Genomic DNA, 7,201 nt, shown 5'->3' with positions numbered 1-7,201 from the left:
TCACCACACCAACGACGAGGGGCTTCGCCACGTCACCACCACGCTGACCAACCTGTTTCACTCCTCAGACCCCAGGATGAAAGAGGTTCAGTGAGAATCTTGTAGTTGGCGTTCGTGGCGGGGAACGAGATGGAGACGAACGCGTCTAGCGCGCAGACGGCGTTGGGAGGGGCCGTGTTCTTCTTCTCGAACAGCGGCACCTGCTTCATCACCGTCGAGGCGGAGACGTCGAATGCCCGGCTGACGGAACACCCCCGCTGCCTGCGCTTGAAGGCGTTCGCACCGCTGGCGGCCGACAACATGACCAAGGTGGGGAGCACCCGCCCTCAACCTGCGCACGGCGGGCGGCGCGACGGTGACGGTCCGCCTCGAACTGGCCGGCCTCGCCGACAGCCGTGGGGCTCGGCCGTACCCGGCAAGAGCGTGAGCACTGCCAGTACCGGACCGTCACCCACGAAGAGATCGACCGAGCGTGTCTTCGGGGACCTGAGGTTCAGGCCCACCCGGTCGTCGCGGGCGCGCATCGCGCGGATCTCCGTGGAGACGGCCTCGCCGGCCCACCGTACGAGATCGGTGTTCCAGGTCGCACCGAGGTCGACCGCCTGGGCCAGAACGGTGGCCTGGCCCATCCAGGCGACGCGATGCAGGGCCTCCTGGCCGTAGTGGAAGGCCGCGATGCTCAGGCGCTCGACGGCGGGCGTGAACTGATGCAGGCATCCCATCTTTTCGTCGAAAGTGAGCCGCGACAGAAGGTCGTCGATGCGCTTCGAGAAAGCCAGCCTTGAGCGCGGAACGGCGGCGGTGTGTGCGCCGTGTGTGCAGACACGTGGGATTCCCCCGAGGTAGATCGGAGAGTGCTTTCGAAGCGCTTCGATGCGTGCCAGGGCACTAGGAGAGCGTCAAGAGATCGACACGGTTCATCAAGCCAGAGAACATGGAGAACCCCCTCTAGTGCCTCGGAGGAATCTTTGAAGCGACCCTTGTGCGCCCATGGGCGTTCACTTAACCTCGCAGCAACATCGAAGCGCTTCGACTGCGTATACGTCGACAGCGATGGGATGTCCGCTTTCAGCTCAACTGGTTCAAAGCCACGCCACCGCAGCCGACGGCCCACCGCCGGGTGTCCGGGTGCGCCATGAAGGGTTGACGCAATGACGCCGAACGTCGCCTCCATATCCTCAGGACCGAGCCGGAGAAGCTTCCTCGCCTCCACGGCGGTCGCCGCCGCCGTGGCCGGTGGGATGCCGCTGCTCACCGCTTGCGGTGAGTCGGACAGCGGGTCGCGCGAGGGCACCACCTCGGGCAATGCCGCCGACAAGCTGCTCCCGACGTACGTCGCCAGCACGATCGCCAAGCCGGACCTTCCGTCGAAGAACGGCTCGTCGGCCGGCTACATCAGCAAGGTCGACCTCGCGGCCTTCGCCTCCTCGGTGCCGGACAAGCTCGGCACCGGCGCTCCCCTCAAGATCATGTCCCCGCTCTGGGGCACTCCGCCGAAGCCCGATTGCGCGTACTACAAGGCACTCGACGCGGAAGCGGGCACCAAGATCACCTGGCATAACCAGGACGGCAACACCTACGGTGAGAAGCTCGGTGCCGTCCTCGCCTCCAGCTCCATACCCGACATGGTGGTCGTGCCCGACTGGGAACTGGTTGGCAAGATCCCGAACGCGGTCACCGCGAAGTTCATGGACCTCGGCCCCTACCTGGCGGGCGACAAGGTCAAGAAGTACCCGAACCTGGCCGCGATCCCTTCCGACGCCTGGCGCATGAGCATCTTCGGCGGCGCACTGCGCGGCATCCCGATGCCCGCCGCCTCCACGCCCGGCATCGTGCCCTTCTACCGCAAGGACGTCTTCGACAAGAAGGGCTACACCGTACCCAAGTCGGCCGACGAGTTCCTCAGCTGGGCCAAGGAGGCCACCAGTGCCAAGGCCAAGGTGTGGGCCTGTGGCGACATGAGGTGGTCGGCGGCAGGCTTCTTCGGTGTCCAGCCCGCCGGGCCGCTCGGCTGGAACATTGGGGACGACGGCAAGCTGACCTACCGCATCGAGCATCCTGAGTACCTCGAACATCTGGAGTGGGTCCGCAAGCTGTTCGCCGCGGGCGTGGTCCATCCCGACGACAAGGCAAACACGGGCGACCCGAGCCAGCGGTTCACCGCCGGGCAGATCCTGGTCTTCAACGGCGACATGTCCGCCTGGTACGGCAAGACCACCGAACAGGCCCAGTCCAACCCGGACTTCCAGATCGAGGGGATGGACTTCTTCGCCGCCGACGGCGGCAACCCGACGCTGTACGCGACGCAGCCCGCCGGCATCTGGTCGATGATCCGCAAGGGCGCCTCGAAGGAGACGATCGAGAACGCACTGGCCGCCGCCAACTTCGCGGCAGCACCCTATGGCACCAGGGAGCGGATGTTCGTCGACTACGGCGTCGAGGGCACCCACTACACGGTCAAGAACGGTGTCCCGGTCAAGAACGATCGGGGTATCCAGGAGGTGAACAATGCCTGGGTGCTGCTGGCGGCCCCGGCTCCCTACACCGCCCACCCCGACTTCCCCGAGATCGCCCGCAAGCAGGTCGAGTGGCAGCAGCGGCAGGGTGCCTTCGTGAAGAAGACGGCCACCTACGGCATGAAAATCGTCGAGCCGCCCCGCTACGCCACCCTCTCCAGCCAGTTCGAGCAGCTGGAGATCGACTACGTACGAGGCAACCGCAAGCTGTCGGACGTGCAGGCGGCCATCTCCACCTGGAAGTCCTCCGGCGGCGACAAGCTGCGCGACTGGTACAAGCAGCTCCTCGACAAGAACGGCAGTGGCAACTGATGTCCCTCACGGCCGGAAGCAGGCCCGACGGGGCCCGTCCCCCCCGCGGCCGTCGAGGGACCGACGGCGTCCTTCGCCACCGCGGTGGCGAAGGACCGGGTGCCGGGCAGGGCCGGCAAGGCGGCCAAGGTTCCCTTGCGGGTCCGGTGGCGCCGCGACCGCGCGTTCATCCTGATGACACTGCCCGTCATCCTCCTGCTCCTTCTCTTCAACTACGTGCCGCTGCTCGGCAACGTCGTCGCCTTCCAGGACTACGACCCGTACGCCGCCGGCAACGGCATCACGGCGATCTTCCACAGCCCCTGGGTGGGCGTGGAGCAGTTCTCGCGGATGCTCGACGACCCGCTGTTCTGGAGCGCCACGAGGAACACCATCGTCCTGTTCGTGCTCCAACTGGTGTTCTTCTTCCCGATCCCCATCGCCCTCGCGTTGCTCATCAACAGCGTGATCAGGCCCCGCGTGCGGGCCGTGGCGCAGGCGATCATGTATCTGCCGCACTTCTTCTCGTGGGTCCTCGTGGTCACCGTGTTCCAGCAGATCCTCGGCGGCGCGGGCATCATCGCCCAGACCCTCGAGGACCACGGGTGGAGCGGCTTCGACCTGATGACCGACGCGGACCTCTTCAAGTTTCTGGTCATCGGGCAGGCCGTGTGGAAGGACGCCGGCTGGGGGATCATCGTCTTCCTCGCCGCTCTGTCCGCCGTCAGCACCGACCTGTACGAGGCCGCGGCCATGGACGGCGCCGGACGCTGGCGCCGCATGTGGCACGTCACGCTGCCCGCGCTGCGCCCGGTGATCGCGCTGCTGCTGGTCCTGCGGGTGGGCGACGCGCTGAGCGTCGGCTTCGAGCAGTTCCTGCTCCAGCGGGACGCGGTCGGCGCGGGAGCCAGCGAAGTCCTCGACACCTACGTGTGGAACATGGGCATCCAGAACGGCGACTTCAGCTACGCGGCCGCGGTCGGCCTCGTCAAGGGAGCCATCGGAGTGTGTCTCGTCCTGGGCGCGAACAAGTTCGCGCACCTGCTCGGCGAGCAGGGGGTGTACAAGAAATGAGCCTCAACACGCAGCTCATCCGCAGCCTGAAGGCGCCCGCCCGCCCTGTGTGGGAGGAGCCCCCGAGCAAGGCCGGACTCACCGCCAAGACCGGCTTCCTCGTGCTCTGCTGCCTGGGGGTGCTCGGTCCGCTGTGGATCGTGATCGTCACCAGCCTCTCCCCGAAGCCCGTGATCGACCGGGTCGGCGGCCTCGTCGTGATCCCCCAGGGCATCACCTTCGTCAACTACACCGAACTCCTCAGCGGCGGCCAGGTCAGCCGGGCCATCATGGTCTCGGTCGGCGTCACGCTCTTCGGCACGCTGTTCTCGATGACGGTGTCGGTGCTGGCGGCCTACGGCCTGTCCCGGCCGGGCAGTCTGGGCCACCGGTTCTTCCTGATGACCATGATGGCGACCATGTTCTTCGGGGCCGGGCTCATCCCGACGTACCTTCTGGTGCAGTCACTGGGCCTCACCGACACCTACCTGTCGCTGATCCTGCCGAGCGCGGTCAGCGTCTTCAACATCCTCGTCCTGCGGGCCTTCTTCATGGGGATCTCCCCCGAGCTCACCGAGTCCGCCCGCATCGACGGGGCCGGTGACCTGCGCATCCTGCTGACCATCATCATGCCGCTGTCCCGCGCGGTACTGGCCGTCATCTCCCTGTTCTACGCGGTCGGCTACTGGAGCGCCTGGTTCAACGCCTCCATCTACCTCACCGACCAGCAGATGATGCCGCTGCAGAACGTGCTCATCCAACTGGTCCAGAAGAACACCGAGGCCCCCACCGGCCTTCAGCAGGCGGTCCGAACCGGCCAACTCTCCTCCTTGGGACTGCAGATGGCGGTCATGGTCCTCGCACTGATCCCCGTCGCGGTCGCCTCCCCCTTCGTCCAGCGGCACTTCAAGAAGGGCATGCTCACCGGCGCGATCAAGGGCTGACGCCCTTGCCCCGGCCCGCCCGTAGAGCCGTCGGTCGCCTGTCCGTGGCTTCGCGTTGGTGTGGCTGGTCGTGCCCACGCGGCGATGCTGCACAGCGATACCGCCCCGCGCCCCTGAGGGCGTCACGCGTCACCTTCCCCTTTGTCCGGCGTAAGAAAGAGGAAAGTCATGCACGCATTCCACCTCAGCAGAAGAGGTGTACTCGCCGGGACCGCTGCCACCGCCGCGGTCGCCACCCTGCCGGTCCTGCAGGGACGTGCGCAAGCCGCCGGTAGCGGCGCCGAGACCGCCGCCCCCGCCTACCGCTGGCGCACCGTCGTCCAGGGAGGCACGGGATTCGTCTCCGGCATCCTCTTCCACCCGTCCTGTCGCGGCCTCGCCTACGCCCGCACGGACATCGGCGGCGCCTACCGCTGGGACGACCGTACCGACCGCTGGATCCCGCTGACAGATCACCTCGGCTGGGACGACTGGAACCTCCTCGGCGTCGAGGCCATGGCCGTCGACCCGGCCCACCCCGACCGCCTCTATCTCGCCCTCGGCGCGTACACCCAGTCCTGGGCCGGCAACGGAGCCGTCCTGCGCTCCGAGGACCGCGGCGCCACCTGGTCCCGTACCGATCTCAGCGTCAAGCTCGGGGCCAACGAGGACGGGCGGGGCGCGGGGGAGCGGCTGCTCGTCGATCCGCGGGACAGTGACACCTTGTGGCTGGGTACCCGGCATGACGGGCTGCTGAAGTCGACAGACCGGGGCGCCAGTTGGCAGGCCATGAGCTTCCCGGCCGCCCCCAGCGCCACCGGCCAGGGCATCACGCTCCTCGTCGCCGTCGGCCGTACCGTCCACGCCGGCTGGGGCGACTCCGACGGCACCGCCGGCAAGCCCAACCTGTACCGCACCTCCGACGGCACGACCTGGGAGGCCGTCCCCGGGCAGCCCACCGGCACCGCGGCCAAGGTGCCGATCCGCGCCGCCTACGACAGGCACACGCGAGAGCTGTACGTGACGTATGCCAACGCGCCCGGCCCCAACGGCCAGTCCGACGGCAGCGTCCACAAACTGCGTACCGTCAACGGCAAGTGGACCGAGGTCACCCCGGTGAAGCCGGGCGGAACCGCGACGGACGGGTCGACCGACGCCTTCGGCTACGGCGGAGTCGCAGTCGACGCCCGCCGCCCCGGCACGCTCGTTGTTTCCACGAACAACCGGTGGGCCGAGATCGACACCGTCTTCCGCTCCACGAACGGCGGCCGCACCTGGACGTCCCTGAAGGACAGGGCTGTCCTCGACGTCTCCGAGACCCCCTACCTCAAGTGGGGCGGGAACAAGCCCAAGTTCGGCTGGTGGATCCAGGCCCTCGCCCTCGACCCGTACGACTCGGAGCACGTCGTCTACGGCACCGGCGCGACCATCTACGGTACCCGCGACCTCAAGCACTGGGCCCCGCAGATCCGCGGCCTGGAGGAGGCGTCCATCCGCCAGCTGGTCTCGCCGCCGACCGGTGAGGCGCACCTGCTCAGCGGGTCCGGGGACATCGGTGTGATGTACCACGAGCGGCTCACGGCGTCGCCGTCGCGCGGCATGGCGTCGAACCCGGTGTTCGGCACCTCCACCGGCCTGTCGCTGGCCGCGGCCAAGCCGTCGTACGTGGTCCGGGCGGGCTGGGGCGACAACGGCAACGGCGCCTACTCGAACGACGGCGGCAGGACCTGGGCCCCCTTCGGGGCGCAGCCCGCCGTCGCCAAGGACGCGCCGGGGCCGATCGCCACCAGCGCCGACGGCAGCGTGCTGCTGTGGTCCTTCGGCACGACCAACCCCGGATACCGCTCGGCCGACAACGGCGCCACCTGGTCCGAGGTCGCCTCCTTCCCGACGGGTGCCGCCCCGATCGCGGATCCCGTCGACCCGACCCGCTTCTACGCCTTCGACACCACGACCGGCATGGTGTTCGCCAGCACCGACAGTGGCCGGACCTTCACCGCGCGGGCCACCGGCCTGAGCACGGGCGACAGCGAGTTCCAGCTGACGGCTGCTCCGGGCCGCACCGGCGACCTGTGGCTCAGCCTCAAGGGGAACGGCCTCTACCGCTCGACCGACGCAGGCGCGACCTTCGCCAAGGTCAGCAGCTGCCACGCCACACACACCCTGGGCTTCGGCAAGGCCGCCAGGGGCGCTTCCTACCCGGCGATCTACATGGTCGGTGCCGTCGACAGCTTCAACGCCGTCTACCGCTCCGACGACGAGGCGAAGACCTGGACGCGGATCAACGACGACCAGCACCAGTGGGGCTGGACCGGAGCCGCCATCACCGGTGACCCGCGCGTGTACGGCCGGGTCTACGTCTCCACCAACGGACGCGGAGTGCAGTACGGGGAGCCCGCCTGATACCCGACCTGGGCG

The 7,201-nt window shown here is 68.0% G+C and carries 4 protein-coding genes and 1 pseudogene; 4 read left to right on the top strand and 1 reads right to left on the bottom strand.

The annotated features are described in order from the left end of the window. Nucleotides 1-479: 479 nt before the first annotated feature. Nucleotides 480-826, bottom strand: a pseudogene (locus tag ACIA8X_RS45340) (sugar hydrolase); the annotation flags it as partial. Nucleotides 827-1,151: 325 nt separating this feature from the next. Between ACIA8X_RS45340 and ACIA8X_RS45335 the strand changes: the two are divergent. From ACIA8X_RS45335 to ACIA8X_RS45320, 4 genes are all read left to right on the top strand, one after another. Further along, entirely contained in the window at nucleotides 1,152-2,828 is a 1,677-nt protein-coding gene (locus ACIA8X_RS45335) for an extracellular solute-binding protein (RefSeq protein WP_393462211.1), read from the top strand. Nucleotides 2,829-2,912: 84 nt separating this feature from the next. After that, the gene (locus tag ACIA8X_RS45330; RefSeq protein ID WP_399460717.1) at nucleotides 2,913-3,881 is read left to right on the top strand and encodes an ABC transporter permease; all 969 of its coding nucleotides are present in this window, start codon (nucleotides 2,913-2,915) and stop codon (nucleotides 3,879-3,881) included. Further along, nucleotides 3,878-4,804, top strand: a complete 927-nt coding sequence (locus ACIA8X_RS45325; protein ID WP_393462215.1) for a carbohydrate ABC transporter permease — start codon at nucleotides 3,878-3,880, stop codon at nucleotides 4,802-4,804. Before ACIA8X_RS45330 ends, ACIA8X_RS45325 begins: the two co-directional genes overlap by 4 nt. 168 nt (nucleotides 4,805-4,972) lie before the next feature. Then, the gene (locus ACIA8X_RS45320) at nucleotides 4,973-7,186 is read left to right on the top strand and encodes a WD40/YVTN/BNR-like repeat-containing protein (RefSeq protein WP_393462217.1); all 2,214 of its coding nucleotides are present in this window, start codon (nucleotides 4,973-4,975) and stop codon (nucleotides 7,184-7,186) included. The last annotated feature ends 15 nt before the right edge of the window (nucleotides 7,187-7,201 follow it).

The sequence above is a fragment of the Streptomyces sp. NPDC051738 genome (genome assembly GCF_044453205.1).
In the GTDB taxonomy this organism is placed as follows: Bacteria; Actinomycetota; Actinomycetes; order Streptomycetales; family Streptomycetaceae; genus Streptomyces.
Note: the sequence above shows the minus strand (reverse complement) of the source record. Positions and strands in the feature narration are given on the sequence as shown.